The organism is Novosphingobium sp. B-7, from assembly GCF_000410615.1.
Taxonomy (GTDB): Bacteria; Pseudomonadota; Alphaproteobacteria; order Sphingomonadales; family Sphingomonadaceae; genus Novosphingobium; species Novosphingobium capsulatum.
On record NZ_KE148373.1, the window covers coordinates 1 to 25,676 of the forward strand.

Here is a 25,676-nt window from a genome sequence, read left to right on the forward strand (position 1 = left end):
CCGGCAAGGACGGCCGCCTGACCAAGGAAGACGTGCTCGCCGCAGCCCAGGCCAAGGCAGCCTCGCCCGCTCCCGCCGCCACGGCCGCCGTGCCTGCGGCCGTTGCTGCCCCGGGCCGCAACGAGGAACGCGTCAAGATGACGCGCCTGCGCCAGACGATCGCCAAGCGCCTCAAGAGCGCGCAGGAAAACGCTGCCCTGCTCACCACGTTTAACGACGTGGACATGTCGGCGGTGATGGCCGCGCGCGAAAAGTACAAGGACGTGTTCGAGAAGAAGCACGGCGTGAAGCTGGGCTTCATGTCTTTCTTCGCCAAGGCTTCGTGCCTGGCGCTCAAGGACATTCCGGCCGTCAACGCCCAGATCCAGGGCGATGAAATCGTTTATCACGACTATGTCGATATCTCGGTGGCCGTCTCGGCGCCGAACGGCCTGGTCGTTCCGGTGGTGCGCGATGCTGACAAGCTCTCGTTCGCCGGCATCGAAAAGGCGATCGGCGATTTCGGCAAGAAGGCCCGCGAAGGCGCGCTGACCATGGAAGACATGAAGGGCGGCACCTTCACCATTTCCAACGGCGGTGTGTTCGGTGGCCTGATGTCCACCCCGATCATCAACCCGCCGCAGTCGGCCGTGCTGGGCCTGCACCGCATCGAGGACCGCCCCGTGGTCCGCAACGGCGAGATCGTGATTCGCCCGATGATGTACATCGCCCTGTCGTATGACCACCGCATCATCGACGGTCGCGAGGCGGTTACCGCGCTCAAGACCATCAAGGAAGCGATCGAAGATCCCACCCGCCTGCTGATCGATCTCTGATCGGCACTGCACGGCGCGCCCGGTGACCACCGCCGGGCGCGCCAGCGTGCATCCACGCGAACTTGTGTGATAAGTCGCGCCAGTCCCGCCACCGTTTTCGGGAACGCGCGAACAGGAGGCCGCAATGGCTGAATATGATTATGATGTCCTGGTGATCGGCGCTGGCCCGGGCGGCTATGTCGCGGCGATCCGCGCGGCCCAGCTGGGCCTCAAGACTGCCTGTGCCGAAGGGCGCGAAACGCTGGGCGGCACCTGCCTCAACGTGGGCTGCATCCCGTCAAAGGCGCTGCTGCACGGCTCGGAAAAGTTCGAGGAAGCCGTCAACGGCACCTTTGCCAACTATGGCATCAAGACTGGCCCGGTCGAGCTGGACCTGTCGGCCATGCAGGCGCAGAAGCTCGACTCGGTCAAGGGCCTGACCGGCGGCATCGAATTCCTGTTCAAGAAGAACAAGATCACCTGGCTCAAGGGCTATGCCACGTTCGAAGACGCGCACAGCGTCACCGTGGCCGGGCAAAAGGTTTCGGCCAAGCACATCGTCATCGCCACCGGTTCGTCGGTCACCCCGCTGCCGGGCGTGACCGTGGACAATGACGCGGGCGTGGTGGTCGATTCGACCGGTGCCCTTGCGCTCGACCGCGTGCCCGAACACCTGGTGGTGATCGGTGGCGGCGTGATTGGCCTGGAACTGGGTTCGGTCTGGCGCCGCCTGGGTGCCAAGGTCACCGTGGTGGAATACCTTGACCAGCTGCTGCCCGGCATGGACGGCGACGTGCGCAAGGAAGCCGCCAAGATCTTCAAGAAGCAGGGCATGACGCTCAAGCTCTCGACCAAGGTCACCGGCGTAGCCGTCGAAGGCGGCAAGGCGACGCTCACCGTCGAGCCTTCGGCCGGCGGCGCTGCCGAAACGATCGAAGCCGATTGCGTGCTGGTGGCGATCGGTCGCCGGCCCAACACCAATGGCCTCGGCCTAGAAAAGATCGGCCTGGAACTGAACGGCCGCGGCCAGATCGAAACCGACCACGATTTCCGCACCAAGGTGGACGGCGTGTGGGCTATCGGTGACGTGATCCCCGGCCCGATGCTGGCACACAAGGCCGAGGACGAAGGCATTGCCGTGGCGGAAAACATCGCGGGCCTGACGGGCATCGTCAACCACGACGTGATCCCCGGCGTGGTCTATACCTTCCCCGAATTTGCCGGCGTGGGCCTGACCCAGGAAGCCGCGCTGGAAAAGGCCGGCGGCGACCAGTCGAAGATCAAGGTCAGCAAGTTCCCCATGCTGGCCAACAGCCGCGCCAAGACCAATCACGAGCCCGATGGCTTCGTGAAGGTCATTGCCGATGCGCAGACCGACCGCGTGCTGGGCGTGTGGGCGATCGCCTCGGTGGCCGGCACGATGATCGCCGAAGCCGCGCTGGCGCTGGAATTTGGCGCCACCTCGGAAGACATCGCCTATACCTGCCACGCGCACCCGACCCATTCGGAAGCGCTCAAGGAAGCGGCAATGGGTATCCGCGAAAAGCCGATCCACATCTGATCGCCTTTTGGCACAACCGATGAAACAAGGCCGCGCCGGGGCAACCGGGCGCGGCCTTTTTCATGGGCGGACGGGCGCCATCAAGGCGCCGGGAACTTTGCCCCGGCCTGGCGCGTAATGCGCCCAAACGGGGCAACTGCACATGACACTTTCGCGTAAGGTCGGCAGCGCAGCAGCGCTGACCGCGTCGATCCTGCTGGCCGGCTGCCACCACAATGCGGTGACAGAGGCGCCGCCGCGCGCCAACGATGCCATCGCCGTGCCGCCCCAGGCCTCGACCATCGCGGTTCCGATCGTCGCGCGGCTGGACGAACTGAGCGCCGCGCTCGAACGCGAGGTGCCGCGCCAGCTGTGGTCGATCGACAAGCCCGGGCAGGATTGCCTGGCCTCGCAGCGGGTCAAGGTGCTGGGGGTCAAGCTCAAGACTCCGCGCGTGAAATGCCGCATCGTGGGCGATGTGGTGCGCGGGCCGATCACGCTGGCGGGCCAGGGCCAGGATCTGGTGGTGACGCTGCCGCTGCATGCCACGCTGCGTGCCAAGGATATTGCCGGCGTGTTCAAGCAGGAAACCGCCACTGGCGATGCCGTGGTGCGCGCCCATGTGCGGCTGTCGCTGGCCAACGACTGGAAGCCGCGCGCCACGCTCGACATCGACTATGACTGGACCAATGCCCCCGGCATCGATTTCCTGGGCCAGCGCATCACCTTTACCGACAAGGCCGATGCCAAGCTCAAGGACGTGATCGCGCGGCTGGAGCGCACGCTGCCACAGGAATTGAACAAGCTGCATCTCGACCGCGAGATCGGCAAGGCCTGGGCCAGCGCGTTCACCTCACTGGAACTCAACCACGCCAATCCCCCGGTGTGGATGCGGGTCACGCCGCACGACTTGCGCTATGGCGGCTATGCCGTGGAAGGGCGACGCCTGGTGCTGCGCCTGGGCATGCATGCGCAGACCGAAACTTTTGTCGGCAATCGGCCGCCCGATCCGGCGGTCACGCCGCTGCCGCCCGTGCGCAAGCTGGAAACCACGCCGGGGCGGATGCTGTTCGTCATTCCGGTGATTGCCGACTATCGCGAACTTGAGCCGGTGATCGCCCGCGCGCTGGTCAAGCGATCGGCCCGCCCGTTCGACGTGCCCGGCCTGGGCCCGATCACCGCCCGCTTTGGCAAAGTAACGTGCTATGGCACGCGCGGCGGCAAGGTGGCGGTGGGCGTGCAGTTTGCCGTCGATGCCGCGCCCCATACCGCACATGGCACCGTGTGGCTGACTGGCACCCCGGTCAACGCGCCCAATTCGCGCAAGGTCGGCTTTGCCGATCTGGCGGTTTCCGGCGTGACTGACAGCACCGGCACCGATGTCCTGCTGGGCCTCGCCAATGCGCCGGGCCTGTCCGAAACCATCGCGGCCGCGCTCGCCCAGAATTTCGAGAACGACTATGCCAAGCTGATGGGCAAGATCGACCGCGCGCTGACCGAAAAGCGCACGGGCGATTTCATCATCCGCGCGCGGATCGAGGATGTGCGCACTGGCCAGCTCAAGGCAGCCGGCCAGGGGCTGTATCTGCCGGTCGAAGGCACCGGAACCGCCACGGTCAGCCTCGACATGCACTGATCGCCAAGGCAAGGGTGGTGCCATGCCCCTGGTTCCTCCCCTGCCCACCTCGCTGCCCCACGCCGTTGCGCCTGCCCTGCCCGCCGTGATCGGCTTTGCCGACCTGGCGGGGATCGCGGTGTTTGCGCTCTCGGGCGCGCTGGTGGCGGCGCGCATGCGGCAGACCCTGGTGACGATGTGCTTTTTCGCGGTGATCACCGGGGTGGGCGGAGGTTCCGTGCGCGATCTGCTGATTGGCGCGCCGGTATTCTGGGTGCACGATCGCTGGGTGGCGCTGGTGTGCCTGGGCATGGCGGTATTGTGCTGGCTCACCCCGCACCGCTGGTGGCGCGGCGCCGCGCTGGAATGGGCCGATGCGGTGGGACTGGGCGCCTATGCCGTGCTGGGCACGACCAAGGCGCTGGCCTATGGCATTCCGCCGGTGCCGGCCTTCATGATGGGGGTAATCACGGGTTGCGTGGGCGGCGTGATCCGCGATTGCGTGGCCGGGCGGCCGTCGATCATCATGCGCCCCGAGCTCTATGTCACCGCCGCCGCGCTGGCCGCCGCGCTGTGTTCGGCGGGGCAGGCGCTGCACCTGCCCAAGGGCTGGGTCTGGGCGGTATCGGCGCTGGCTGGCTTTGCCCTGCGCGCTGCGGCGATCCGCTGGAAACTGGCGATCCCGGCCTATGGTGGAAGCAAGAAGGCTGACCTTGGCGAGCGGCTTCCACCACCCCCCGACCCCCTCCTCTGAAGAGGAGGGGGAGAACGGACGCTTGGCTCCCCTCCTCTTCAGAGGAGGGGCTGGGGGTGGTGCGAGGCTACGCGCGCCGTTCGATTGTGCGTTGCAGCGCAGCATGAATTGGGGCAACCTCCACAGCCATGATCAAGGCGGGCCTCCATCACCTCACGCGCTATTCCTATGCCAAGCCGGTTCGATTGGGGCCGCAGGTGATCCGATTGCGGCCCGCGGCGCATAGCCGCACCGCAGTGCCCAATTACTCCCTGAAGATCAGTCCGGCCAATCACTTCATCAACTGGCAGCAAGACCCTTACGGCAACTGGCTGGCCCGGATCGTTTTTCCCGATCCGATCGATCATTTCGAGATTGCCGTCGATCTTTTGGCCGATCTGGTCGTGATCAATCCGTTCGACTTCTTTGTTGAAGACTATGCCGAAACCTATCCCTTTGCCTATGCAGAGGAATTGCAGGCAGATCTGGCCGCCTACCGCGAAACCGAGGCGCAGGGCCCGCTGTTCGAGGAAATCCTCACCCAGTTCACCGGGTACGAGGGCCGCACCATCGACTTCCTGGTGGCGATCAACCAGGCGGTAAACCAGCGCATCGGCTATGTCATCCGCATGGAACCGGGGGTGCAGGCGCCGGAAGAAACCCTGGACGTGGGCACTGGATCGTGCCGCGATTCCGCCTGGCTGCTGGTGCAGCTGCTGCGCCGCCTGGGCTTTGCCGCGCGCTTTGTCTCGGGCTATTCGATCCAGCTGACGCCTGATGTCGCGGCGGTGGATGGCCCGGCCGGCGTGCCACAGGACGTGTGCGATCTGCATGCCTGGACCGAAGTCTATCTGCCCGGTGCGGGCTGGATCGGGCTGGATGCCACCTGGGGGCTTTTTGCTGGCGAAGGGCACATTCCGCTGTGCGCCACGCCGCATTATCGCACCGCCGCCCCGATCGAGGGCGTGGTGCTGGAGCCGGTCCATTCCGATTTCCATTTCGAGATGGAGGTTTCGCGCCTGGCCGAAGCGGTGCGGATCACCAAGCCGTTCACCGAGGCGCGCTGGGACGCGCTCGACGCGCTGGGCCAGCAGGTCGATGCCGATCTCGCCGCGCAAGACGTGCGCCTGACCATTGGTGGTGAGCCAACCTTCGTGGCCGACGGCGATTTCGAGGCGCCGGAATGGAACAGCAGCGCCGTGGGGCCGACCAAGGCGTGGTATGCCGACCAGCTGATCCGCAAGCTGCGTGGCCATTTCGCGCCGGGATCGCTGCTGCACCATGGCCAGGGCAAGTGGTATCCGGGGGAAAGCCTGCCGCGCTGGGGCTATTCGATCTATTGGCGCAAGGATGGCGTGCCGATCTGGCGCGACGAGAACCTGATCGCGCCCGACCGGCCGACGCCCGATGCCATCGCCACAGTTGACGCCGATGACGCCGCGCTATTCCTGCGCGAAACCGCGACTGTGCTGGGCGTGGCGCCCGAAAACGTCGCTCCGGTTTATGAAGACGCGCTCGAATGGATCGTGCGCGAGGCTGAACTGCCCGAAAATACCGAGCCCACCGATCCCAAGCTGGACGATCCCGAAGTGCGCCAGCGCTTTGTTCGTACCTTCCAGCGCGGCTTGACCAAGCCGGTTGGCCATGTCCTGCCGATCCAGCGCCAGCAACCGTGGCAAGCGCGCCGCGCCCATGGGCTGCGGCAGTGGTATTCGGAAAAGTGGAAGCTGCGCCGCGGCGCTCTGTTTGCCGTGCCCGGCGACAGCGCGCTGGGCTATCGCCTGCCGCTCAATTCGCTGCCCCACGTGCCGCCGGCCGCCTATCCCTATATCCACCCGCGCGACACGGCCGAGCCGCGCGAACCCCTGGCCGATTTCCGCGCCCAGGCGATCGAACGGGCGGTGCAAACGCGCGACGCCGCAACGCCAGACGCCATGTCGCACGAAGACCGCAGCCGCGAGGCGCGCGCCCAGGGCCATGACCTGCACAGCGCCAGCCCGGGCCGGCAGACCCGCGTGGAACAGACCATCGCCATCGAAGGCGCGGTGCGCACGGCGATCTCGGTAGAGCCCAAGGGCGATCACCTCTGCGTGTTCATCCCGCCGGTCGAAACGCTGGAAGACTATCTCGACCTGATCGCCAGCGTCGAGGCGGTGGCCGAGGAAACGCGCCTGCCGGTGCGCATCGAAGGCTATCCCCCGCCGCCCGATCCGCGCCTGATGGTGCTCAAGGTCACGCCCGATCCCGGCGTGATCGAGGTGAATATCCAGCCCGCCGCATCCTGGGCCGAATCGGTGGAGATCACCGAAACACTTTACCAATGCGCGCGCGAGGTGGGGCTGACCGCCGACAAGTTCATGGTCGACGGGCGCGCCATCGGCACCGGGGGAGGCAATCACATCGTGCTGGGTGGCCCCACGCTGCTCGACAGTCCGTTCATCCGCCGGCCGGACCTGCTCAAGTCGTTCGTGATCTATTGGCAGCGGCATCCCAGCCTGAGCTATCTGTTTTCGGGCATGTTCATCGGCCCCACCTGCCAGGCGCCGCGCATCGACGAGGCACGGCACGACGGCCTCTATGAACTGGAAATCGCGCTGGCCCAGGTGCCCGGCCCCGATCAGCCACAGCCGCTGGCCTGGGTGGTCGATCGCCTGTTCCGCAACCTGCTGGTCGACGTGACGGGCAACACCCACCGCACCGAAATCTGCATCGACAAGCTGTTTTCGCCCGATGGCCCCACCGGGCGGCTCGGCCTGGTGGAATTTCGCGGGTTCGAGATGCCGCCAGACGCGCGCATGTCGCTGGCCCAGCAACTGCTGCTGCGCGCGCTATGCGCCTGGTTCTGGCGCCAGCCGGTCGATGGCCCGCTGGTGCGCTGGGGCACGCAGTTGCATGACAAGTTCATGCTGCCTCACTTCGTCTGGGCCGATTTCCTCGATGTGCTGGCCGATCTGCGCGGCGCGGGCTATGATTTCGATCCCGTGTGGTTCGAGGCGCAGCGCCAGTTCCGCTTCCCCGTGCACGGCGAAGTGGAAGGCGGCGGCGTGCACCTGGAAGTGAGCCACGCGCTGGAGCCGTGGAACGTGCTGGGCGAAACCGGTGCGATCGGCGGCACCGTGCGCTATGTCGACAGTTCGACCGAGCGGTTGCAGGTGCGCGCCAGCGGCCTGGTGCCGGGGCGCCATGTCATCACCTGCAACGGGCGCCGCGTGCCGCTGAACTTTACCGGCACGCCGGGAGAGGCCGTGGGCGGCGTGCGCTACAAGGCCTGGCTGCCGGCCAACTGCCTGCATCCCATGCTGGCGCCCCATGCCCCGCTGACCTTCGATATCTTCGATAGCTGGAACCAGCGTTCGCTGGGCGGCTGCGTCTATCATGTGGCCCATCCGGGCGGGCGCAATTACGATTCGGTACCGGTCAACGGCTATGAAGCGCAGGCGCGGCGCAAGGCGCGGTTCCAGGATCATGGCCATTCACCTGGCCACCTGCCCGTGCCGCCGGCGGAAATGCCCGGGGAATTTCCCATGACGCTCGATCTGCGCCGCCCCGCCGGGCTGGCCTGAACCCCATGGCAGCCCAGACCATGGCGGCCAAACCCGGTCCCGGCCCGGTGCCGGGCCTGGCCGCCTATCCGGTGGATGTGGGCGCGGGCGATCTCTATCGCGATGCCGCGCCCGATGTGGCCCAGACCTGGCAGCGCGCGGCGCAAAGCCTTCTGGCGCTGCGCGAAGAGGCTGGCGTGGCCGTGCAGGAACTGGTCGGGCGCCAGATCCTGGACCTGGGCATGTCGTTCCGCCTGACGGGTGAGGATGACGAGCGCGACTGGCCGCTGTCGCCCATGCCACTGATCGTCGGCGCGCAGGAATGGGCCGAGGTAGAGCGCGGCCTGGTGCAGCGCGCGCGCCTGCTCGAAGCAGTGGTCGATGATATCTATGGCGAAGGGCGCCTGGTCGCCGATGGCCACCTGCCCGCTGCCCTGATTGCCGGCAGCCGCTATTTCGCACGCTCGATGGTGGGCGTGGCGCCGCGCAGCGGGCCGCATATCCACGTCTATGCCGTCGATCTGGCGCGCGGGCCGCGCGGGCAATGGCGCGTGCTGGGCGATCGGCTGCGGCTGGCCAACGGCATCGGCTATGCTTTGGAAAACCGCCTGGCGCTGTCGCGCGTCACCGGCGGATTGTTGACAGACATGCGTGCGCGCCGCCTGGCGCAGTTCTTTTCCGATCTGCGCGGCGGCATTGCCCGCGAATGCCAGCGTGAAAACCCGCGCATCGCCCTGCTCACCCCCGGCCGCTTCAACCAGTCCTATCCCGAACAGGCGCACCTGGCGCGCTACCTTGGCTTTCCGCTGGTGGAAGGGCGCGATCTGACGGTAAGCGACGATCGGGTCTATGTGCGCACCATCGCCGGGCCCAAGCGGGTGGATGCGATGTGGCGCTGGATCGATACCAATGCGCTCGATCCGCTGCGCTTTGACGCGCGATCGGAAATCGGCGTGCCCGACCTGTTCGAGGCGCTGGACCGCGGCGGCCTGACCCTGGCCAACTGGCCCGGCGCCGAAGTGCTGGAAGCGCCGGCCTTTGCCGCGTTCATGCCGCGCCTGTTCTCGGTGCTGCTGGGCGAAGAGCCGATCCTGCCCAATGTCGCCACCTGGTGGTGCGGCCAGCCGCGCGAGGCGCAGGACGTGGCCGCGCGGCTTGACCAGTTGATGATCACTCCCGCGTTCGGCGCCGGGGTGGAAGGCCTGCCCCATGGCCGCGCGGTGGCCGGGCGCAGCCTCGACAAGGCGCAGCGTGACGCCCTGCTCGCCGCCATGGCGCGGCGGCCGGTGGACTATTGCGGCCAGGAAATCGTCACGCTGTCGACCACGCCCGCCCTGATCGGCGAGGCATTCGTGCCGCGCGCCTTTACCGTCCGCGCGTTCGTGGCGCGCAATGCGGCGGGCGAGTGGACAGTGATGCCCGGCGGCTTTGCCCGGCTCTCCTCCTCGGGCGAAATGGTCAACACGATGATGGGCGAAGGCGATATTTCCGCCGATGTCTGCGTGGTGGATACCAAGGCCGATGCCGCCGCCGTCAACGCCACGCCCTCGGTGCTGGGCGCGCCGCCCCCGGTGCGGCGCGGTGGCGGCATCCTGGCAAGCCAGGCGGCCGACAACCTGTTCTGGTTTGGTCGCTATGTGGAGCGCGCAGAAGCGACAGTGCGGATCATCCGCGCGGTGCTGGGCAACTCGATCGAGGTCGATGCCGCCGGCGGCCACAGTCCCGAGGTGATCAACCGCCTGGTAGACCTGATGGTCACCTGGGGCGCGCTCTCGCGCGAGGATGCGGCGCTGCCGATGCCCCAGGCCTGCGCCGCGGCGCTGTCAGACACGGCGATGAACGGCTCTGTCGGGGCGCTGTTTGCCGCCATCCGTGCCACTGCCCTCACCTTGCGCGATCGCTTCACCACCGATTTCTGGCGCATTGCCAGCCGCCCCTTGCCGCCGGTGGACGGCCATCGCGCCGGCGCCTTGCTGCGCACCGCGCGCGAGTTGATCGAGCGGCTTTCGGCGCTGTCGGGCCTGCTGGCGGAAAACTTCACGCTTGGCCCCTCGCGCCATTTCCTCGACATGGGCCGCCGCCTGGAACGCGCGGTGGCGCTGTGCCAGACGCTGCGCGCGCTGTCGGCCCGGATCGAAACGCCAGAGGCGCTGGGCGTGCTGCTCGATCTGTCAGACAGCCAGATCACCTATCGCGCGCGCTATCTGGCCGCGCCGAGCACGGCGCCGGTGCTCGATCTGCTGCTGCTCGATCCCACCAACCCGCGCTCCCTGGCGTTTCAGGCCCAGGCCCTGGTCAGCCATATCGAAGCACTGCCGGCGCTGCGCGAAGACAACCTGCCCGAAGCCCCGCTGCTGGAAGCGCGCGCGATCCTGGCGCCGCTGTCGAGCCTGCCGGTGGAAGCGTGGAACCTGGCGCGCCTGGCCGAGGCGGAACAGCGCCTGCTGACGCTGTCCGACACGATTTCCACCCGCTACTTCCTGCAGTTCGAAAAGGCTGGCGGTGGCGCCAGCAGCAGCTTGCTCGCATGATCTACGATATCCGCCACAAGACCCGCGTGGATTATGCCGCCCCAGTGCGGCTCGCCCGCTTCAACCTGCGCCTGCGCCCCGCGCCCTGGCCCACGCAAACCGTCAGCGATTTCCGCCTGGCCGTGGCGCCCGTTCCGTGGTCGATGGAGGAAGAAGCCGGGCCGTTCCTGGTCAACCGCAGCCGCCTGTTCATTCGCGAGCCGCTCGATGCGCTGGAAGTGGAAAGCAGTTTCCGCGTGGAAGTGCACGCCCCCGATCCCGAACTGGCGCTGGCCAAGACACCCAGCGTAGCCGAGATCGGCGCGCGGGCGGCCGCCCATCGCGATCTTTCCGCGCTGGGCCCGGCAAGCTACATCTATCCCTCGTCGATGACGCCGCTTTCGCCCGAGATCGTCGGCTGGGCCGGCCCGATCCTGGCCAGCGCGCGCAGCGTGATGGATGCGGGGCTGGCGCTGATGCACGCCATCCACGATCAATTCACCTATGATGGCAGCGCCACCACGGCGGAAACCCCGCCGCTCGACGCTTTCCGGGCGCGCCATGGGGTGTGCCAGGATTTTGCCCATGTGATGATCGTGGCGGCGCGAGGGCATGGGCTGCCGGCGGCCTATGTCAGCGGCTATCTGCGCACCCTGCCTCCGCCGGGCCAGCCGCGCCTGGTCGGCGCCGATGCCACCCACGCCTGGGCCGCGCTGTGGTGTGGGGACGCGCTGGGCTGGGTGGGGTTCGATCCCACCAATGCGATGCTCGCGTCAACCGACCACGTGTTTACCGCGATGGGCCGCGACTATGCCGATGTCGCGCCGATGGACGGCGTGTTCCACGGCGGCGGCGGGCAGACCGTGGCCGTATCGGTAGACGTGGCGCCGGTGACAGAGCCGGTCGGCTGACGGCCTCGATCAGGCCGGAACGCCGGTGCCCTGTGCCAGGAACGGCCGCGCCTCGGCCACCTGGCCTTCGAATGCGCCGATCGCGTCGCTGCGCGCCAGGGTCAGGCCCACCTCGTCCAACCCGTTGATCAGGCAGTGCTTGCGGAACGCGTCGATCTCGAACGTGAAGCGGTCCTGGAACGGCGTGGTCACGGTCTGGGCATCGAGATCGATCGCGATCGGATCGGTCTGCGCCACTTCGAGCAGGCGATCGACCTGTTCCTGCGGCATCACAACGGTAAGGATGCCGTTCTTGAACGCGTTGCCGGAAAAGATATCGGAAAACGACGGCGCGATCACGGCCTTGATGCCCAGGTCGAGCAGCGCCCAGGCGGCATGTTCACGGCTGGAACCACAGCCAAAATTGTCGCCCGCGATCAGGATCGGCGCGCCCTTGAACGTCTCGCTGTCGAACAGGTTATCCGGGTCTGCGCGCAGCGTTTCGAATGCGCCACGGCCGAGCCCCTCGCGACTGATCGTCTTGAGCCACTTGGCCGGGATGATCACGTCGGTGTCGATGTTCTTGCGGCCGAACGGAATGGCGCGGCCTTCGATGTGGTTTACCGGTTCCATGCCCCCGCTATAGCCGCCGCCACGCCCTGCGCAACGGCGGAAATAGCCTGTGCAGGCAGGAAACGATCAGCCCCACCTGCTGTCGTTCGGTCTTGGGGCCTCAATCGGTTTCGGGGGCATCGCCCAGCGGGGTCTTGTCGGCCACCTTCTGGGCGCGTTCCTTGCGGCGGTTGGTATAGAGCAGCGCCGCCGCCAGTGCCGCAGACCCGACGGCCGCCGCTCCTGCCAGGACAGCCGTTCCGGCCCAGTTTTCCTTCTTGGACACGCCTTCCTCCTTCTTATGGGCTGCAAGAATTGGCCCGCTTGCCGCACAATGCAACGCTCAATCGAGGAATTTCCGCAGAGAATTCCATTCCAGCTGCTTTTGCGCGAGTGTCACCGCACAATAGGCCGGGCTGCTTGACGGCAGTTGAATGAATGAAATTTCAGCAAGATCGGCCATTTGCGCACGGCCATGACGCGCCGCCGTCGCCCCGTTGAAGCCGATCGCGCGCAAGGCCGGCAGGCGGGCGGCCAACTGCGCCAGTGGGGCCAGTTGCGCCGCCTTGATCGCGGTATCGAGGCTGCCCCGGCGCGTGGCGCTGGCGACGGTGTCCCACAGGCCGATGCCCGTGCTGCGCAGCACATCCAGCCTCTCGGGATAATCCAGCGTGACCAGATCGCGCCCGATCACCCCACCCACCAGCCGCCAGAACTGGTTCTTGGGATGCGCATAATACCGCCCAGCGGCCAGCGACGCCTCCCCCGGCAGGCTGCCGCAGACCAGCACGCGGGTCTGCGCATCAACCACCGGGGCAAAGGCGGATTTGCGCGAGTCGTTCAAACCGGTGCGGTCACACCAGCTCGCGCACGTCCGTCAACCGGCCGGTCACCGCTGCCGCAGCGGCCATGGCCGGGCTGACCAGATGGGTGCGCGCACCGGGGCCCTGGCGACCGACGAAATTGCGGTTCGAGGTAGAGGCGCAGCGCTCACCAGCCGGCACCTTGTCGGGGTTCATGCCCAGGCACGCCGAGCAGCCCGGCTCGCGCCATTCAAGGCCCGCGTCCTTGAAGATCACGTCCAGCCCCTCGTCCTCGGCCATGGCCTTGACCAGGCCCGATCCGGGCACGACGATCGCCCAGCGCACATTGTCGGCCTTCTTGCGGCCCTTGAGGATCGCGGCGGCGGCGCGCAGGTCTTCGATCCGGCTGTTGGTGCAGCTGCCAATGAAGACGTTCTGGATTTCCACCGTGTCGAGCGCAGTGCCCGGCGCCAGGCCCATGTATTCCAAAGACTTGCGGGCGGCATCCTGCTTCGACGGATCGGCAAAGCTTTCCGGCGCGGGCACCGTGGCGGTGATCGGCAGCACGTCTTCGGGGCTGGTGCCCCAGGTGACCGACGGCGCGATATCGGCCGCATCGATCACCACGATCTTGTCATACTGCGCGCCGGCATCGGTTGCCAGGCTCTTCCACCAAGCCACGGCCTTGTCCCAATCGGCGCCCTTGGGCGCATAGGGGCGGCCCTTCACGTAGGCGAAGGTCTTGTCATCAGGCGCGATCAGGCCGGCACGGGCGCCATGCTCGATCGCCATGTTCGAAACCGTCAGGCGGCCCTCGATCGACAGGTCACGGATAACCTGGCCGGTATATTCGATGACATAGCCGGTGCCACCTGCCGCACCGAGCACCCCGGTGATGTGCAGCACCACGTCCTTGGCCGAAACGCCCGGCGTGAGCGTACCCTCGACGCGCACTTCCATGGTCTTGCTGCGCTTGAGCAGCAGGGTCTGCGTGGCGAGCACGTGCTCCACTTCCGACGTGCCGATGCCAAAGGCCAGTGCCCCCAAGCCACCATGGCAGGCGGTGTGGCTGTCACCGCACACGATCGTGGCGCCGGGCAGCGAAAAGCCCTGCTCTGGCCCGACGACATGGACGATGCCCTGCGCGGCATCAGCATCGCCGATATAGCGGATGCCAAATTCCGGTGCATTGCGCTCCAGTGCGGCAAGTTGCTGGGCGCTTTCGGGATCGGCGATGGGAATGCGATGGCCGGCCGCATCGCGGCGCGCGGTGGTGGGCAGGTTGTGATCGGGCACAGCCAGCGTCAGATCGGGGCGGCGCACCTTGCGCCCGGCCATGCGAAGCGCTTCGAACGCCTGCGGGCTCGTCACTTCGTGAACGAGATGGCGGTCGATATAGATCAGGCTGGTGCCATCCTCGCGGTTTTCCACGACGTGGGCATCCCAGATCTTTTCGTAGAGCGTCTTGCCGGTGCTGGTCATGCAGTGCGGTTAAGCATCGCCCCCGCGCATTTCAAGCACCAAACGGCAAGAACACGCGGGGGCATGCGTCATTTTCTGTCCCGGCGCTGCCTTGGCACGCCTCAAACCGGGGTTCAGGCGATGCCAGGGCGAGCCTGACTGGCACCGATCACCAGCGATCGCGATCCCAGTCTGCGCGTTCCATGCGCAGCTGCTGGCGGATCTGGTTCACCCGGCTGGCCAACCAGCGCACTTCGTCGCGGCTCAGGCCATCGCGGGCATACATCTTGTACTGGCGCTGCACGACCATGGCCTGGCGGCGCAACGGCGCTGCTTCGCGCGGAGAGATGGTGCGGTTGCGCACAGCGCGGTCGATGGCAAAGCGCAGCTGGCCGATATCCTGGCGGATCGCAGCGTCACGGCGCGGCGTCATCCAGCCGCCCATCGCCGGGCCAGGGCCGTGGTGCCAGCCACCGGGCGGCGGCGGCGCAGGCTGTGCCAAGGCCGGGGCAGCCAGGCCCACCGTGGCCGGAATCAGCGCGGCGAGAATGAGCTTTTTCATGGGCTTTACTCCTTGCTTGTCAGCGACGCCTGGCGATTGAGCGCCGGCGCCGTTTGATGATCATGGTGTGGCAAAGTGATCCTGAACCAAACGCGATCCGCGCGTTCGGGTTTCAGCAAGGATGGCGGGGTGCGCTTGATAACTCGCCCAACGCCCCCAGCCCTGCCCGATAAAACGCATCGCCGCCGCGCGCGCATTGCGCTATGCGCGCTGGCCATGGATATCCTGCTTGCCATCCTGATCGTGCTGGGCGCTGCTGCCACCATGGAACTGGTCGCGTGGTCCAGCCACAAGTACATCATGCACGGCTTTGGCTGGGCGTGGCACCGCGATCACCATGAACCGCACGATGGTTTCCTGGAAAAGAACGATCTCTATGCCGTGGTCGGCGCGGCCATTTCGATCTCGATGTTCGCCATTGGCAGCCCGGTGGTGCTGGGCGCGCATGCCTGGTGGCCGGGCACCTGGATCGGCATGGGCGTGCTGGTCTATGGCCTGATCTATACCTTCATCCACGATGGCCTGGTGCACCAGCGCTGGTTCCGCTGGGTGCCCAAGCGTGGCTATGCCAAGCGGCTGGTCCAGGCGCACAAGCTGCACCATGCCACGATCGGCAAGGAAGGCGGGGTCAGCTTCGGCTTTGTCATCGCGCGTGATCCCGTGGTGCTGAAGCGCGAATTGCGCGAACAGCGCGCCGCCGGCATCGCCGTACTGCGCGAAGCGGTCGAGTAAGGCCCCTTCCCCGCATTATCCAGATCCTCCCCGCATGGCGGGGAGGTGGCAGGCCGCAGGCCTGACGGAGGGGCGTTCAGCCCAGTTCCACCACATCCCCCACGGCCACCTCGGCCGCGCCATCGGGAATGGCATTCATGCCAAACCCCGGCGGGCGCTGCCACAGCCGCCCCATGCGGCGCAGCGTGGCCAGCGGCTCGTGGTCATGGCTTTCTCCCGTCTGCGGGTCTTGCGTGGTGATCACGCAGCGCGTGCAGGGCTTGACCAGCCGCAGGGTGAGCGCACCGATGCGCAAGCTGGTCCAGCCTTCTTCGGCAAAGGCCGCAGGCGCCCCGGCGATCACCAGGTTGGGGCGAAAGCGCGCCATGGCGATCGGCGCTGGCAGTTGCGCGTTGAGCGCATCGAGCGACTCCTGCGTGGTGACCAGCAACGGAAAGCCGTCGGCAAAGCCCACGGCATCGCCCGGCTGGCCATAGCGCGGATCGACCGGGCGGATCACGTCATCGCCCATGTGGAAAAGGTGAACCGGCTGGCCCAGGCGCGCTGAAAGCCACGCGTCGGCCTCGGCGCCAGCGGGGGTGGCTGCCAGGCTGTCTCCCCACACCTTGACCGCGCGGCGCTCGGCCGTGGTCGGCATCGCCACCTTTACCGATGGCGCAGCCGCATGGTGCAGCGTCACGCCGCCATCGGCCTGCGGCAAGGCGCGCAGCAGGGCCATCGCCGGCAGTTCGCGGCGGGTAAGGAAGCGCCCCTGCGGATTGACGATCATCCAGCGCCGATCACCCGCCACGCCCTGCGCGGTAATCGTGGCGCGCTCCAGCGCCTCTCCCCCCAGGGACTTGACCGGATAGCGATGAATGGCGGCAAGCTGCATGCGATGTCCTATTCGGCGCGGGTCCAGATCCAGGTGCCGCTCAAGACCATGACCGCTGCCGGGATCAGCACCCAGGGCCAGCCGGCGGTGAACGCGGTTACCCCCACGCTCAGCGCCATGGTGGCGAGCGCGGCCTTCTTGGCGCGGCGGGGGATGGCGCGCCGGGTGCGCCATTCCCGCAAGGGCGGGCCCCACTTGGGATGATCGAGCAGGCGCTGCTCCCACGCGGGGTTGCCGCGCGCAAAGCAGAACACTGCCAGCAGCAGGAACGGCACTGTGGGCAGCAGCGGCAGGAACGCGCCCACCGTGCCCAGCCCGACAAAGAACAGGCCCGCAGCCGTCCAGAGATGGCGGCGGACCATGCCCGCCGTCAGCCCGCCGCAGCCAGGCGCGCGGCGTGGCCCTGCACCAGCGCGATCATGTTGGGCAGGCCCTGCGTGCGGTTGGACGAAAGCTGGTTCTTGAGATTGAACGGCGCCAGCGCCTCGGCAATGTCCATGCCTGCCACCTCGGCAGCGGGCCGGTCCTGCACGGCGGCCAGGACCAGGGCAATGATGCCCTTGGTGATCGCCGCGTTGCTATCGGCCAGGAAATGCAGGGCGCCGCCCTCCCCCTCGGTGGGATAGACCCATACCGCTGCCGAGCAGCCACGCACCAGCGTGGCATCGGTTTTCAGCGCATCGGGCATCGGCTCAAGCTCTCGCCCAAGGTCGATCAGCAGGCGATAGCGTTCATCGCCATCGCTGAACTCGTACTCTTCGAGAATGTCGGCAAGGGTGCGCATAGGCTGGGCCTTAGGCGGCGTGGACAAATTCCGCAATGCCACGGTTGCCCTGCAAGAGGCCCTGGCGAGGCGCGAGGCCGCAGGAAGAGTGGGCCTCTTTCAAGGCGGAGCAACGCTGCCAGGGCCTCTTGCAGGGCAACCCCTCCGGGGCTGGACCAAAAACCGCCATTTCCGCGTCGGCTCGTCGCGCAATATTCCCGATATTCCGCTTCCTCGCCTCCTTGAACTGGCGGTTTTTGCTTCCAGCCGTGGCACTGCGGAATTTGTCCACGCCGCCTAATGCGGGAACCAGCCCACCTCAAGCCTCAACGATCGCGCAGGGATTCGATTTCGCGGGCAAGGTCGGTCGAGCCGCGCTGATCGGTCAGGATGCGCTCCAGCACCTCAACCCGGCTGCGCAGCGCAGCCACTTCGCGCGCGAGGGCGGCATTTTCCGCCGCATCGGCGATGGGATAGGTATCCTGTTGGGCGCAGTGGCGGCGGTGGCGCAGGCTGGCCCAGGCCAGGATCGCGACGATGGCAACAAGAGTGGCTCCAAAGCTCACGGGTAGGAAATCCTTGGCTGGACCGGGTAAATCGGGCGGGGGGAAAAGGGAGGGCGGGTAAACGCGATCAGTTGAACTGGGGCATGGCCGAAGCCTCGCGCCCCTGCATCATGCCTTCCAACACGCGCACGCGCTGTTCCAGACGGGCGGTCTGGGCGGCGTATTGCGCGGCCTGCTCGGCCGTGGCGCGGGTGGTGGCGATGATTTCCCGCTCGCGCTGATCCATCCGGCGCGACCAGGCCTGCGCCGCCATTACCAGGCCGACCAGCAAGGTGGCGAGGGTAGCAAAGGCCAGCAGGACGATGGCACCGGCGGCAGTCATTGCAGCTTGCCCGAAACCGGGGCGCGGGCGGCGCCATCGTGCTGGCTGCCTTCGATGCGGTTGACATCGCGCAGCGCCTCGATCTGCAGGGCCACGTCATAGCCACCATCGGTGACGATGCGCTCCAGCACGCGCACGCGGTCTTCCAGCGCCTGGTTCTGCACCGCGTATTGGGCGGCTTTTTCGGCCGTGGCGTTGGCCTGGATTTCCGCCATCCGCCGGCTGTGCCGGGTCCAGATCGCAAGGCCTGCGATCATGAACGGGGCAAGCGGGATAAGCAGGGCAAGTGTTCCGTGATCCATGGCAGCAGTCCCCTTCGAAGTGCCGGGATGGGATGGGATGGGATGGGATGGGATGGGATGGGATGGGATGGGATGGGATGGGATGGGATGGGATGGGATGGGATGGGATGGGATGGGATGGGATGGGATGGGATGGGATGGGATGGGATGGGATGGGATGGGATGGGATGGGATGGGATGGGATGGGATGGGATGGGATGGGATGGGATGGGATGGGATGGGATGGGATGGGATGGGATGGGATGGGATGGGATGGGATGGGATGGGATGGGATGGGATGGGATGGGATGGGATGGGATGGGATGGGATGGGATGGGATGGGATGGGATGGGATGGGATGGGATGGGATGGGATGGGATGGGATGGGATGGGATGGGATGGGATGGGATGGGATGGGATGGGATGGGATGGGATGGGATGGGATGGGATGGGATGGGATGGGATGGGATGGGATGGGATGGGATGGGATGGGATGGGATGGGATGGGATGGGATGGGATGGGATGGGATGGGATGGGATGGGATGGGATGGGATGGGATGGGATGGGATGGGATGGGATGGGATGGGATGGGATGGGATGGGATGGGATGGGATGGTGGCTTAGCGCAGGCTTTCGATTTCCTGAGCCAGGCGCGGGTTGCTCGAGACATAGAAGTGTTCGACTTCGGCCAGGCGGCGGTCGATGTCGCGCAACGAGGCGCGCACTTCGCGGGCCGAACGGGCGGGCGATTGGCGCACGCCCTGCCAGAACTTCTGCTCCTGCCGATCGGCATAGAGCGAGGCCGGCTTCTTTTCGGCCAGGAAACCCAGCGCGAGATAGATGATCGGCAGGAAGCCGAGCCCGCAGCAGGTGCCGACGATCAGCGCCAGCCGCACCCACAGCACATCAACCCCGGTGTAGTCGGCAATCCCGGCGCACACGCCCATGAACTTGCCGTTGACCTTGTCGCGATAGAAACGGGTACGGGCAGCGCTCATTTCACGGTCCCCTTGGTTTGCGTCATCAGCCGATCGAGTTCCGACAGGTCGGCCTGGTGGTTGGCGCGCTCGGCCGCCAGGCTGGCCGGGCGGAATTGCGGGTTTTCGCTGGCAACCAGGCGCTCCACCGTGTCCATCCGCTCTTCCAGGCGGCGCGCGACGCGATAAAGCTCTTCCAGCAACTGCTCATCGCCGCTGGTCAGGGTTGCGGCGGTCTTCCACTTGGTCATGTAGTGCAGCACGATCCATGGCAGCGCGACGAACAGCGTTACCAGGGCAAAGAACGGCGTAAGGTCCATATCGCCCATGGTGATCAGCCCTCCTTGCCCATGGCGCGCTTCATCGCGGCCAGTTCCTCGTCGATCTTGTCCTGCCCGGCGAGGGCGGCAATCTCATCGGCCAGGCTGGGCGTGCCACTTTCAGCGATGCTCAGCGCATCGGCGCGGCCTTCGGCATAATCGACGCGGCGTTCGAGCTGGTCGAACCGCGACAGCGCCTCGTCCACGCGCTCGCTGGTCATCAGGGCACGCAGGCGCACGCGGTTTTCGGCGCTTTCCAGGCGGGCGGCAATGGCGGTCTGACGGCTGCGGGCCTCGCGCAGGCGGGTCTGCAGCTTTTCGATGTCCTGCTCATAGGCGCGCATCGAATCGTCGAGCACCGCCACTTCGCCGCGCAGCTGGTCGGCCATGTCGGCGGCCTTCTTGCGCTCCATCAGGGCAGCGCGGGCCAGATCCTCGCGGTCCTTCGACAGGGCCAGCTGGGCCTTGTCGGCCCAATCGGCCTGCAGGCGGTCAAGCTTGGCCACGTGGCGCAGCATTTCCTTCTGGTCGGCAATGGTCCGCGCGGCCGAGGCACGCACCTCGACCAGCGTCTCTTCCATTTCCAGGATGATCATGCGGATCATCTTGGCCGGATCGTCGGCCTTGTCCAACAGATCGTTGAAATTGGCGGCAATGATATCGCGCGTGCGCGAAAAGATGCCCATCAGGTTTGCTCCGTTGAAAAAGGGCCTTGCGGCGTTCGTATCACTTTGGCCGGTCCCCGACGAGGGCCGCATCCGCGCGGCCCGCAGCGCATCGTCAAAGCGCGAGGAACCACCGGAAGACTGCGGGCCTGCCGGCACGGGTTCGAGAATGGAATTCATGCCAGGCCCCCGGTGATGGCCGCGACCGAGCGGGTGATGCCGGTGTGGCCAGCCGACGCGGCGTGGACGCTGTGGCCCAGGCCGGGCAGTTCCGGCATGTGGTTGGCCAGGACCACTGCATTCATCGCCAGCATCGCGGCAATGCTGACCAGGGCGGCGCGGCCAAGACGGGTGGAGAAGAACGGGGCGGTGGTCATCGGGGTTACTCCAAAGCGGTTGTCCTGTGTTCAGCAAGGCCCGTGCCAAATTTGAAAAGTGGCTGATTTTCGCCGTTTTGCGAAAATTCTCCGCCCCGTAGAATGGCGCATCTTGCCCGCACTTGGGAAAATATGCCAAATGTTGGGCCATGGATCGCGAAGTTCAGTTCATCGGCCAATCCAGCGCCTTTCTCGACGCGGTCGAGCGGGCCAGCCGCGCCGCGCCGATGCGCCGCCCGGTACTGGTGATCGGTGAACGCGGCACTGGCAAGGAACTGATCGCCGAACGCCTGCACCGCCTGTCCACGCGCTGGCAGGAACCGCTCGTGACGATGAACTGCGCCGCCCTGCCCGAAACCCTGATCGAGGCCGAACTCTTCGGGCACGAGGCCGGCGCCTTTACCGGCGCGACCCGCGCGCGTGTCGGCCGCTTTGAAGAGGCGGACAAAGGCACGCTGTTCCTGGACGAGTTGGGCACGCTGTCGATGGGCGCGCAGGAACGCCTGCTGCGCGCGGTGGAATATGGCGAGGTGACGCGCATCGGCGCCAGCCGGCCGATCCGCGTGGACGTGCGCATCGTCGCTGCCACCAACGAGGATTTGCCGAAGATGGCCGCGCAAGGCCGCTTTCGCCCCGACCTGCTCGATCGCCTCAGCTTCGAGGTGATCACCCTGCCCCCGCTGCGCGTGCGCGAAGGCGACGTGGCCGTGCTGGCCGAGTATTTCGGCCGGCGCATGGCGGCCGAACTGCAATGGGATGCCTGGCCGGGCTTTGCCCCCCATGCCCAGCAGCAGCTGGAAACACACGCCTGGCCCGGCAACGTGCGCGAATTGCGCAACGTGGTGGAACGCGCGGTCTATCGCTGGGACGATCCCGACCGCCCGATCGCGCATGTACAGTTCGATCCGTTTGAAAGCCCGTGGAAACCCGCCGCCTTGATGGCCCCGGCAACCACCGATGCATGCACCACGGTGCTGCAGCACGCGGCTAGCGCCGCCGATTTCGACACGATCCAGGATCTGCGTGCCGCAGTCGACTCCCACGAGCGCGCCATCCTGGAGCATCACCTGGGCCGCAACCGCTATAACCAGCGGCAGACCGCCAAGGCGCTGGGCGTGACCTATGACCAGTTGCGCCACTGCCTGAAAAAGCACGGTCTGCTGGAGCGTGGACAGGGGTGATGTCTGCAGGTGTTGTTTCAGGTTTCCACCACTCCCAACCCCCTCCTCTAAAGAAGAGGGGGCTTTTTGATGCGGTTCTGCTCCTCCTCTTCAGAGGAGAGGGTCGGGGGGTGGTGGAAGCCGCACACTTCCCACAAACCCCATGGCGCTAACCCGCCTGACCCTGCGCGATTTTCGCAACCATGCGGCCACCCGGCTTGATGGCATGGCGCGCTTCAACGTGCTGGTGGGGGAAAACGGCGCGGGCAAGACCAACGTGCTGGAAGCGCTGTCGCTGCTGGCGCCGGGCCGCGGCCTGCGCCGTGCCCAGCCGGCCGAAATGGCCGCGCGCCATGGTGATGGCAGCTTTGCCGTGGCGGCCGAGATGGAAGAGGGCGAACTTGTGCTGGGCACCCACACCCAGCCCGCTGCGCCTGGCCGCCGCCTGGTCAAGGTCAACGGCGCACAGGCACCGGCGGCGCGGTTGGCGGAATGGCTCTCGCTCACCTGGCTGACCCCGGCGATGGACCGGCTGTTTGCCGAAAGCGCGGGCAACCGCCGCCGTTTCCTCGATCGGCTGGTGCTGGCCCGTCTGCCCGGCCATGCCCAGACCAGCGCCCGCTATGAAAACGGCCTGCGCGAACGCAACCGCCTGCTGGCAGACGACCGCGAACCCGATCCCGCCTGGCTCGACGCGCTGGAAACACAGCTTGCGCAGACGGGTGCGGCGATCGTCGCGGCGCGCGCCGACCTGGTGGCCGATCTTGGCGCCGTGCTGGAAACCGTGCCCGAACAGCCTTTTGCCCGGCCGTCGCTGGCCTATGCCAGCGAAACCCCGGCCGATGAAGAGGCCCTGCGCAGCGCCTTGCGCCAGGGCCGCCGCCGCGATCGCGCGGCCGGGCGCACGCTGATCGGCCCGCACCGCGATGATCTGGCCGTGCGCCTGGCCACCAAGGATGCCCCGGCAGCCGATTGCTCCACCGGGGAGCAGAAGGCGATGCTTATCGCCATCGTGCTGGCCCATGCCGAACTCACCGCCGGCCCGCGCCCGCGCCTGCTGCTGCTCGATGAAATCGCCGCCCACCTCGATCCGCTGCGCCGCGCCGCGCTCTATGAACGGCTCGCTGCCTCGGGCGCGCAAGTGTGGATGACCGGCACCGAAGCGGCGCCCTTTGCCGAAATCGCCGGCGAAGCGGCGATGTGGCATGTGCACGATGGAGCGGCAGTGCGGGATTGATCCCAACCAGCAATACCCACGTCACCCCGGGCTTGACCCGGGGTCCCGCTTTTCCTTGGTGCGTCACGAAAACAGCGGGACCCCGGGTCAAGCCCGGGGTGACGGGTTATTTTGGTGCAAGGCCTTGGCCAAGGCCTGGGCCACGGCTGGCTGGGTGGCGACAACGATCGCATCCACTCCCTGCGCATTGGGGTGCATGTGATCGGGCAATTGCAGCGCCGGCCGGGCAATGATCGGCTGCAGGAAGAACGGCACCAGCGCGGCATCATACTTTTTCGCCAGGGCCGGCCAGATCGGGTTGAACGCGGCCACGTAATCCGCCCCCATGTTGGGCGCGGCGAGCATGCCGGTGAGCATCACGGGAATGCCGCGCCGCTTGAGGTCAGCAACGATCGCATCGAGGTTGGCGCGGGTCTGTGCCGGCGGCAGGCCGCGCAGCATGTCGTTGCCGCCCAGGCCGACCATCACCAGCGCCGGCTTGCGCGGCTGGTTATCCAGCGTGAAGGCCAGCCGCTGCCGCGCCGCCGCCGTGGTATCGCCCGAAACGCCGGCATTGATCACCCGCGCCTTGACCCCCGCGGCATTGAGCGCCGCCTGCAACCGCGCCGGATAGCTTTGCCCCTGGTCCAGCTGGTATCCGGCATAGAGGCTGTCTCCAAATGCCAGGATCACCGGCGCGTCTGCCGGCACAGCGGCGGCGACTGGCGCACCTGCAGCCGTGGTCGCGCCCCGCGTTTCCAGCGCATCGGGCGCCTTGTCGCGCGAACAGCCGGCAAGCGACAGCGCAGCCAGGGCAGCAAGAACCGGAACAGCAGAAACAGGCGCGCGCATCGGGTTTCCCATAAAGACAGGTGCTGCCCCCATGTCGTTGGTGGAATGGCCGGTTGCAAGATGCTTGCCGTCTATGCCACTCCCGCGCGGTGACCAGCCCTGCCCCGCTCATTTCCGCCCGCGCACTCACCCTTTCCCTTGGCCGCGACGCCGCCCGTGTCGATATTCTCAAGGGTCTGGACCTTGCGGTGATGGCCGGGGAAACGGTGGCCCTGCTGGGGCCGTCCGGCTCGGGCAAGTCATCGCTGCTGGCGGTGCTGGCCGGGCTTGAACGGGCGAGCGGCGGCACGCTGCTTGTCGCAGGCGCGGATTTTTCCACGCTCGATGAAGATGGCCTTGCCACCGCGCGGCGTGGCCGCATCGGCATCGTGCTCCAGGCGTTTCACCTGCTGCCAACGATGACCGCGCGCGAGAACGTGGCAACGCCGATGGAACTGGCCGGCATGGCCGATGCCATGCAGCGGGCCGAGGCGGAACTGGGCGCCGTGGGCCTGGCCCACCGGCTCGATCACTATCCCGGCCAGCTTTCGGGTGGCGAGCAGCAGCGCGTGGCGATTGCCCGCGCACTGGCCCCGCGCCCGGCGCTGCTGTTTGCCGATGAACCGACCGGCAACCTCGATACCGCGACCGGCACAGCCGTGGCCGATCTGCTGTTCGATCGCGCGCGCCAGGCCGGGGCAACCTTGCTGATGGTCACGCACGATGAAGCGCTGGCCCAGCGCTGTGGCCGCATCCTGCGCCTGGCCGATGGCCGCATCGTGGCGGACGAAACCCGATGACCGCCACGGCGCTGGCCGGCGACACCCAAAAACGAGGCCTGGGCTGGGGCACGGCCTGGACACTGGCGCGGCGGGGATTGGACTGGAAATTCCGGGGCTTGCGCCTGCTGGTCGTCTGCCTGGTGCTGGGCGTGGCGGCACTGGCCGCGATCGGCACGCTGACCGATGCCGTGCGCGGCGAACTCGATCAACGCGGCCAGGCGATGCTGGGCGGCGATGTGGAGGTGGAACTGGCCGGGCGCCAGGCCTTTGCCCCGGAACAGGCGGCCTTTACCCGCGCCGGCACGCTCTCGATCGGGGCACGCATGCGGGCCATGGCCACCGTGCCCGGCGCCGATGGCACCGCCGTGCCAATCGAACTCAAGGCAGTGGACGGCGCCTGGCCGCTCTATGGCCGTTTCACCCTGGCCGATGGCCGCGCGGTGGGCGCGCCCGACGCCACAACCGCGTGGATCGCGCCGGGCGTGGCGCAGCGGCTGGGCGTGTCCACTGGCCAGCCCTTGAAGATCGGCAGCGCCACATTCCGCATCGGCGGGGGGATCGCGGACGAGCCCGATCGCCTGGGCGAAGGTTTTGGCCTGGGCCCGACGGTAATCATCAGCCGCGCCGGGCTGGATGCCACCGATCTTGTTCAGCCCGGCGCCATGGCGCGCTGGAAATACCGCCTGCGCCTTCCCCCCACCGCCCAGCCGCAGGCCGTAGCCGACGCCCTCACCCGCCAGTTCCCCA

29 protein-coding genes are annotated in these 25,676 nt (G+C 66.9%); 13 read left to right on the forward strand and 16 right to left on the reverse strand.

Features of this window, described 5'->3' with window-relative positions; translation table 11 throughout:
* From odhB to H926_RS0115320, 7 genes are all read left to right on the forward strand, one after another.
* The coding region (gene odhB, locus H926_RS0115290; protein WP_022677094.1) for a 2-oxoglutarate dehydrogenase complex dihydrolipoyllysine-residue succinyltransferase at positions 1–815 on the forward strand (815 nt) is incomplete at its 5' end.
* A 124-nt stretch (positions 816–939) separates the two neighbouring features.
* Positions 940–2,355: a dihydrolipoyl dehydrogenase gene (gene lpdA / locus H926_RS0115295; RefSeq protein WP_022677095.1), complete on the forward strand. Its 1,416-nt coding sequence runs from the start codon at positions 940–942 to the stop codon at positions 2,353–2,355.
* A gap of 142 nt (positions 2,356–2,497) precedes the next feature.
* Entirely contained in the window at positions 2,498–3,970 is a 1,473-nt protein-coding gene (locus tag H926_RS0115300; protein ID WP_022677096.1) for a DUF4403 family protein, read from the forward strand.
* A 22-nt stretch (positions 3,971–3,992) separates the two neighbouring features.
* Positions 3,993–4,703, forward strand: coding sequence for a trimeric intracellular cation channel family protein (locus H926_RS27920; protein WP_022677097.1), 711 nt, complete (start codon positions 3,993–3,995; stop codon positions 4,701–4,703).
* 128 nt (positions 4,704–4,831) lie between these two features.
* The gene (locus tag H926_RS0115310) at positions 4,832–8,245 is read left to right on the forward strand and encodes a DUF2126 domain-containing protein (protein WP_022677098.1); all 3,414 of its coding nucleotides are present in this window, start codon (positions 4,832–4,834) and stop codon (positions 8,243–8,245) included.
* Positions 8,246–8,265: 20 nt separating this feature from the next.
* Positions 8,266–10,755 carry a circularly permuted type 2 ATP-grasp protein gene (locus tag H926_RS0115315; RefSeq protein WP_028658072.1) on the forward strand — a complete coding sequence of 830 codons (2,490 nt, stop codon included), beginning with the start codon at positions 8,266–8,268 and terminating at the stop codon, positions 10,753–10,755.
* Positions 10,752–11,645: a transglutaminase family protein gene (locus H926_RS0115320; RefSeq protein WP_022677100.1), complete on the forward strand. Its 894-nt coding sequence runs from the start codon at positions 10,752–10,754 to the stop codon at positions 11,643–11,645. The genes H926_RS0115315 and H926_RS0115320 overlap by 4 nt, the downstream gene beginning before the upstream one ends.
* Before the next feature lie 9 nt (positions 11,646–11,654).
* On the opposite strand, the gene leuD is transcribed toward H926_RS0115320, so the two are convergent.
* The 5 genes from leuD to H926_RS0115345 all read right to left on the reverse strand — a co-directional run bounded on the left by leuD (position 11,655) and on the right by H926_RS0115345 (position 15,062).
* Positions 11,655–12,257, reverse strand: a complete 603-nt coding sequence (gene leuD / locus H926_RS0115325; RefSeq protein ID WP_022677101.1) for a 3-isopropylmalate dehydratase small subunit — start codon at positions 12,255–12,257, stop codon at positions 11,655–11,657.
* 100 nt (positions 12,258–12,357) lie between these two features.
* Positions 12,358–12,522, reverse strand: a complete 165-nt coding sequence (locus H926_RS32560; protein WP_022677102.1) for a hypothetical protein — start codon at positions 12,520–12,522, stop codon at positions 12,358–12,360.
* 57 nt (positions 12,523–12,579) lie between these two features.
* Entirely contained in the window at positions 12,580–13,080 is a 501-nt protein-coding gene (locus H926_RS0115335) for a DNA-deoxyinosine glycosylase (protein WP_022677103.1), read from the reverse strand.
* Positions 13,081–13,090: 10 nt separating this feature from the next.
* Positions 13,091–14,521, reverse strand: a complete 1,431-nt coding sequence (gene leuC / locus H926_RS0115340; protein ID WP_022677104.1) for a 3-isopropylmalate dehydratase large subunit — start codon at positions 14,519–14,521, stop codon at positions 13,091–13,093.
* Positions 14,522–14,669: 148 nt separating this feature from the next.
* A complete protein-coding gene (locus H926_RS0115345) occupies positions 14,670–15,062 on the reverse strand; it encodes a hypothetical protein (protein ID WP_022677105.1) in 393 nt (130 codons plus the stop codon).
* Between the two features lie 216 nt (positions 15,063–15,278).
* Between H926_RS0115345 and H926_RS0115350 the strand changes: the two genes are divergently transcribed.
* A complete protein-coding gene (locus H926_RS0115350) occupies positions 15,279–15,794 on the forward strand; it encodes a sterol desaturase family protein (protein WP_022677106.1) in 516 nt (171 codons plus the stop codon).
* Positions 15,795–15,870: 76 nt separating this feature from the next.
* On the opposite strand, the gene H926_RS0115355 is transcribed toward H926_RS0115350, so the two are convergent.
* From H926_RS0115355 to H926_RS0115380, 6 genes are all read right to left on the reverse strand, one after another.
* Entirely contained in the window at positions 15,871–16,668 is a 798-nt protein-coding gene (locus tag H926_RS0115355; RefSeq protein ID WP_022677107.1) for an MOSC domain-containing protein, read from the reverse strand.
* An 8-nt stretch (positions 16,669–16,676) separates the two neighbouring features.
* On the reverse strand, positions 16,677–17,030 hold the full coding sequence (locus H926_RS0115360) for a YbaN family protein (protein ID WP_022677108.1): 354 nt from the start codon (positions 17,028–17,030) through the stop codon (positions 16,677–16,679).
* Between the two features lie 8 nt (positions 17,031–17,038).
* The gene (locus tag H926_RS0115365) at positions 17,039–17,452 is read right to left on the reverse strand and encodes a SufE family protein (RefSeq protein ID WP_022677109.1); all 414 of its coding nucleotides are present in this window, start codon (positions 17,450–17,452) and stop codon (positions 17,039–17,041) included.
* 305 nt (positions 17,453–17,757) lie between these two features.
* Entirely contained in the window at positions 17,758–17,997 is a 240-nt protein-coding gene (locus H926_RS0115370) for a hypothetical protein (protein WP_022677110.1), read from the reverse strand.
* Positions 17,998–18,064: 67 nt separating this feature from the next.
* On the reverse strand, positions 18,065–18,319 hold the full coding sequence (locus tag H926_RS27925) for a hypothetical protein (RefSeq protein ID WP_022677111.1): 255 nt from the start codon (positions 18,317–18,319) through the stop codon (positions 18,065–18,067).
* Entirely contained in the window at positions 18,316–18,621 is a 306-nt protein-coding gene (locus H926_RS0115380; RefSeq protein WP_022677112.1) for a hypothetical protein, read from the reverse strand. The genes H926_RS27925 and H926_RS0115380 overlap by 4 nt, the downstream gene beginning before the upstream one ends.
* Between H926_RS0115380 and H926_RS27930 the strand changes: the two genes are divergently transcribed.
* Entirely contained in the window at positions 18,620–19,225 is a 606-nt protein-coding gene (locus tag H926_RS27930; RefSeq protein WP_148291760.1) for a hypothetical protein, read from the forward strand. The genes H926_RS0115380 and H926_RS27930 overlap by 2 nt on opposite strands.
* On the opposite strand, the gene pspC is transcribed toward H926_RS27930, so the two are convergent.
* The 4 genes from pspC to H926_RS0115405 form a co-directional block, all read right to left on the reverse strand.
* Entirely contained in the window at positions 19,222–19,599 is a 378-nt protein-coding gene (pspC, locus tag H926_RS0115390; RefSeq protein WP_022677113.1) for an envelope stress response membrane protein PspC, read from the reverse strand. The genes H926_RS27930 and pspC overlap by 4 nt on opposite strands.
* Positions 19,596–19,907, reverse strand: a complete 312-nt coding sequence (gene pspB / locus H926_RS0115395; RefSeq protein WP_022677114.1) for an envelope stress response membrane protein PspB — start codon at positions 19,905–19,907, stop codon at positions 19,596–19,598. Before pspB ends, pspC begins: the two co-directional genes overlap by 4 nt.
* Before the next feature lie 5 nt (positions 19,908–19,912).
* Positions 19,913–20,656 carry a phage shock protein PspA gene (gene pspA / locus H926_RS0115400; RefSeq protein ID WP_237741068.1) on the reverse strand — a complete coding sequence of 248 codons (744 nt, stop codon included), beginning with the start codon at positions 20,654–20,656 and terminating at the stop codon, positions 19,913–19,915.
* 83 nt (positions 20,657–20,739) lie between these two features.
* Positions 20,740–20,940, reverse strand: coding sequence for a hypothetical protein (locus H926_RS0115405; RefSeq protein WP_022677116.1), 201 nt, complete (start codon positions 20,938–20,940; stop codon positions 20,740–20,742).
* A 149-nt stretch (positions 20,941–21,089) separates the two neighbouring features.
* Here H926_RS0115405 and pspF point away from each other — a divergent pair, with 149 nt between their 5' ends.
* Together pspF and recF are read left to right on the forward strand one after the other, a co-directional pair.
* Positions 21,090–22,121, forward strand: coding sequence for a phage shock protein operon transcriptional activator (gene pspF / locus H926_RS0115410; protein WP_022677117.1), 1,032 nt, complete (start codon positions 21,090–21,092; stop codon positions 22,119–22,121).
* Between the two features lie 142 nt (positions 22,122–22,263).
* Entirely contained in the window at positions 22,264–23,337 is a 1,074-nt protein-coding gene (gene recF, locus H926_RS0115415) for a DNA replication/repair protein RecF (RefSeq protein ID WP_022677118.1), read from the forward strand.
* Between the two features lie 87 nt (positions 23,338–23,424).
* Here the strand turns inward: recF and H926_RS0115420 are convergent, their stop codons facing one another.
* Positions 23,425–24,168 (reverse strand): arylesterase, encoded by a 744-nt coding sequence (locus tag H926_RS0115420; protein WP_028658074.1) that lies wholly within the window; start codon positions 24,166–24,168, stop codon positions 23,425–23,427.
* 89 nt (positions 24,169–24,257) lie between these two features.
* On the opposite strand from H926_RS0115420, the gene H926_RS0115425 reads away from it, so the two are divergent.
* Both H926_RS0115425 and H926_RS34840 read left to right on the forward strand, forming a co-directional pair.
* Positions 24,258–24,947: an ABC transporter ATP-binding protein gene (locus tag H926_RS0115425; RefSeq protein ID WP_022677120.1), complete on the forward strand. Its 690-nt coding sequence runs from the start codon at positions 24,258–24,260 to the stop codon at positions 24,945–24,947.
* Positions 24,944–25,676 (forward strand): ABC transporter permease (locus H926_RS34840; RefSeq protein ID WP_237741067.1); only part of this gene is annotated, 733 nt, incomplete at its 3' end. The genes H926_RS0115425 and H926_RS34840, both read left to right, overlap by 4 nt.

Coding starts and splice junctions, on each gene's coding strand:
- H926_RS0115350 (WP_022677106.1), top strand. CDS start 15,279: ATGGATATCCTGCTTGCCATCCTGATCGTGCTGGGCGCTGCTGCCACC.
- H926_RS0115310 (WP_022677098.1), top strand. CDS start 4,832: ATGATCAAGGCGGGCCTCCATCACCTCACGCGCTATTCCTATGCCAAG.
- H926_RS0115320 (WP_022677100.1), top strand. CDS start 10,752: ATGATCTACGATATCCGCCACAAGACCCGCGTGGATTATGCCGCCCCA.
- H926_RS0115300 (WP_022677096.1), top strand. CDS start 2,498: ATGACACTTTCGCGTAAGGTCGGCAGCGCAGCAGCGCTGACCGCGTCG.
- H926_RS0115405 (WP_022677116.1), bottom strand. CDS start 20,940: ATGACCACCGCCCCGTTCTTCTCCACCCGTCTTGGCCGCGCCGCCCTG.
- pspA (WP_237741068.1), bottom strand. CDS start 20,656: ATGCGGCCCTCGTCGGGGACCGGCCAAAGTGATACGAACGCCGCAAGG.
- H926_RS0115360 (WP_022677108.1), bottom strand. CDS start 17,030: ATGGTCCGCCGCCATCTCTGGACGGCTGCGGGCCTGTTCTTTGTCGGG.
- H926_RS0115365 (WP_022677109.1), bottom strand. CDS start 17,452: ATGCGCACCCTTGCCGACATTCTCGAAGAGTACGAGTTCAGCGATGGC.
- H926_RS0115380 (WP_022677112.1), bottom strand. CDS start 18,621: ATGGATCACGGAACACTTGCCCTGCTTATCCCGCTTGCCCCGTTCATG.
- pspC (WP_022677113.1), bottom strand. CDS start 19,599: ATGAGCGCTGCCCGTACCCGTTTCTATCGCGACAAGGTCAACGGCAAG.
- H926_RS27930 (WP_148291760.1), top strand. CDS start 18,620: ATGGCAGCAGTCCCCTTCGAAGTGCCGGGATGGGATGGGATGGGATGG.
- leuD (WP_022677101.1), bottom strand. CDS start 12,257: ATGGAACCGGTAAACCACATCGAAGGCCGCGCCATTCCGTTCGGCCGC.
- H926_RS0115420 (WP_028658074.1), bottom strand. CDS start 24,168: ATGCGCGCGCCTGTTTCTGCTGTTCCGGTTCTTGCTGCCCTGGCTGCG.
- recF (WP_022677118.1), top strand. CDS start 22,264: ATGGCGCTAACCCGCCTGACCCTGCGCGATTTTCGCAACCATGCGGCC.
- H926_RS0115355 (WP_022677107.1), bottom strand. CDS start 16,668: ATGCAGCTTGCCGCCATTCATCGCTATCCGGTCAAGTCCCTGGGGGGA.
- pspF (WP_022677117.1), top strand. CDS start 21,090: ATGGATCGCGAAGTTCAGTTCATCGGCCAATCCAGCGCCTTTCTCGAC.
- H926_RS27920 (WP_022677097.1), top strand. CDS start 3,993: ATGCCCCTGGTTCCTCCCCTGCCCACCTCGCTGCCCCACGCCGTTGCG.
- H926_RS27925 (WP_022677111.1), bottom strand. CDS start 18,319: ATGACTGCCGCCGGTGCCATCGTCCTGCTGGCCTTTGCTACCCTCGCC.
- H926_RS0115345 (WP_022677105.1), bottom strand. CDS start 15,062: ATGAAAAAGCTCATTCTCGCCGCGCTGATTCCGGCCACGGTGGGCCTG.
- leuC (WP_022677104.1), bottom strand. CDS start 14,521: ATGACCAGCACCGGCAAGACGCTCTACGAAAAGATCTGGGATGCCCAC.
- lpdA (WP_022677095.1), top strand. CDS start 940: ATGGCTGAATATGATTATGATGTCCTGGTGATCGGCGCTGGCCCGGGC.
- pspB (WP_022677114.1), bottom strand. CDS start 19,907: ATGGGCGATATGGACCTTACGCCGTTCTTTGCCCTGGTAACGCTGTTC.
- H926_RS0115315 (WP_028658072.1), top strand. CDS start 8,266: ATGGCGGCCAAACCCGGTCCCGGCCCGGTGCCGGGCCTGGCCGCCTAT.